This is a genomic window from Streptomyces niveiscabiei (assembly GCF_033794345.1).
Classification (GTDB): Bacteria; Actinomycetota; Actinomycetes; order Streptomycetales; family Streptomycetaceae; genus Streptomyces; species Streptomyces niveiscabiei.
The window spans coordinates 1-2091 of sequence record NZ_JARAYJ010000098.1; the positions used below are offsets into that span (position 1 = coordinate 1).

Annotated in this window: 2 protein-coding genes; one reads left to right on the forward strand and one right to left on the reverse strand. The window is 71.2% G+C overall.

The window, feature by feature from the left end:
• Positions 1–501 precede the first annotated feature (501 nt).
• On the reverse strand, positions 502–894 hold the full coding sequence (locus tag PV682_RS43965) for an SCO5389 family protein (protein WP_055723122.1): 393 nt from the start codon (positions 892–894) through the stop codon (positions 502–504).
• Positions 895–1238: 344 nt separating this feature from the next.
• Between PV682_RS43965 and nucS the strand changes: the two genes are divergently transcribed.
• The gene (nucS, locus tag PV682_RS43970) at positions 1239–1910 is read left to right on the forward strand and encodes an endonuclease NucS (RefSeq protein WP_055723121.1); all 672 of its coding nucleotides are present in this window, start codon (positions 1239–1241) and stop codon (positions 1908–1910) included.
• Positions 1911–2091: the final 181 nt, after the last annotated feature.

Consider the following 2091-nt stretch of genomic DNA (forward strand, 5'->3'; position numbering starts at 1 on the left):
GCCGCGAACACGACGTCATCACCGAAACCAGCGTCGACCGGATCGCAGGCGACCTCACCAAATGGATGGCCGCCCGCTTTTCCTAAAACACGGCCTAGCGGCACGACTGCCCGCAGCTGGGTGGGCGGGGTGGAGCGGGTGCGGGTGCGGGGCGGCCTGCCGCAGCTGGGCGGGGTGGGTGCGGGGGCGCTGGGGTGCGGGGCGGCTTGGGGCGGCGTGCCGTAGTTGGGTGGGGTGGGTGGAGTCGGTGCGGGGGAGTGGGGGTGCGGCGTGGCTGGCCGCGGCTGGGATGGCGGGGTGGGGCGGGTGCGGGGTTCGCTGGGGTGTGGTGCGGGCGGGCGTGGGGGTGTGGGTGAAGGGGGCGGGTGTGGATGGGTGGTGGTGCGGTGTGGCTGGGTGGAGCCGGGTGGGCGGGGTCGGTGGGGTGTGCCGGTCGCCTGCCGGTCCGGGTGATTTTTTGAGTCTCCCGCATCCGGAGCGGCAGGCGAACGGGGTGGTCCGTCAGCAGTCCCGGAGTTCCGGGGACTGGTTCAGGAGTTGGCCGCGGATCGAGGTGAAGCGGGCCAGGCGGTCGTCTGATGAGGGGTCTAGGGGGAAGACCGCGACCCTGTGGCAGTTCTGGAAGGCCAGCCGTACCCCGAAGTGCCGTTGCAGCGCGCCGCGTATCGCGTCACTGGCAAGCGCGCGGAGCAGTTGTCCGCGAGCCTGCTCGCTGGGCGGCGGCGTCTGGTTGTCGGCGAACTCTCCGCCGTCCACCTTCAGCTGGGCCACCAGCGAGCTGATCATCTCCCACGCGTAAGGCAGGGAGGTCCGGACGCAGTCGACGAATTCGGCTTCGTCGACCTCGCCTCGCTCGGCCTGTTCCAACAGTGCCGGTGAGACGTCGAGCGACATGGGTTCTCCTCTCGCACCCCCGTTTTCCGCAGGGGTTGCCGGACAGAAAAAAGAGAGCCCGCCGTGCCGGTTCTCCCGCAACACTCTGAGTACACGCACGGCGACCTCCCCGTCACACCGTAGGCAACCGGTGGGGGCCGCACCAGGAGAATGGCTACTTCGGGCCCTGCGGACGGGGAGACAATCAGCCAGCGCGCGAATGACCGGAATCCCGCGGGATTCGGGAGGAACCGGCGATGCCTGATCGGTCCTGGGACCGCGCGTGACCGGACGTGTTCGTGTTCCGGCCCGCTTGTGACGGGCGATTCACACCGCCGCCCCTGTGTCGAGTAGCGTTGCTGCCCATGCGTCTCGTCATCGCCCGCTGCTCCGTCGACTACGCGGGCCGCCTCACCGCCCACCTGCCCTCCGCGCCCCGTCTGATCCTGGTCAAGGCCGACGGCAGCGTCTCGATCCACGCGGACGACCGGGCGTACAAGCCGCTCAACTGGATGTCTCCGCCCTGTACGTTGAAGGAGGGGGCCGGGGACGAGGCGGGTGTCTGGACGGTCGTCAACAAAGCGGGCGAGAAGCTCATCATCACGATGGAGGAGGTCCTCCACGACTCGTCCCACGAACTCGGGGTCGACCCCGGGCTGATCAAGGATGGCGTGGAAGCGCACCTCCAGGAACTCCTCGCGGACCGGATCGAGACGTTGGGGGACGGGTACACGCTGATCCGGCGTGAGTACATGACCGCCATCGGGCCCGTCGACATCCTCTGCCGGGACGGGGAGGGGCAGACCGTCGCGATCGAGATCAAGCGGCGGGGGGAGATCGACGGGGTCGAGCAGCTCACCCGGTATCTCGAACTCCTCAACCGGGATCCCCATCTGGCGCCTGTGCGGGGGATCTTCGCGGCGCAGGAGATCAAGCCGCAGGCGCGGGTGCTCGCCACCGACCGGGGGATCGGGTGCCAGGTGCTGGACTACGACGCGCTGCGGGGCATCGAGGACGACAAGCTGCGGCTGTTCTGAGGGGGGTGGGGCGCCTGGCGCCCGGCGCCGGGGGGCTCGGTGTCTGGCGCCCTGCGGGCGCGCAGGGTGTGGTGGGTGGGGTCGGGGGGGGGGGGGGGGGGGGGGGGGGGGGGGGGGGGGGGGGGGGGGGGGGGGGGGGGGGGGGGGGGGGGGGGGGGGGGGGGGGGGGGGGGGGGGGGGG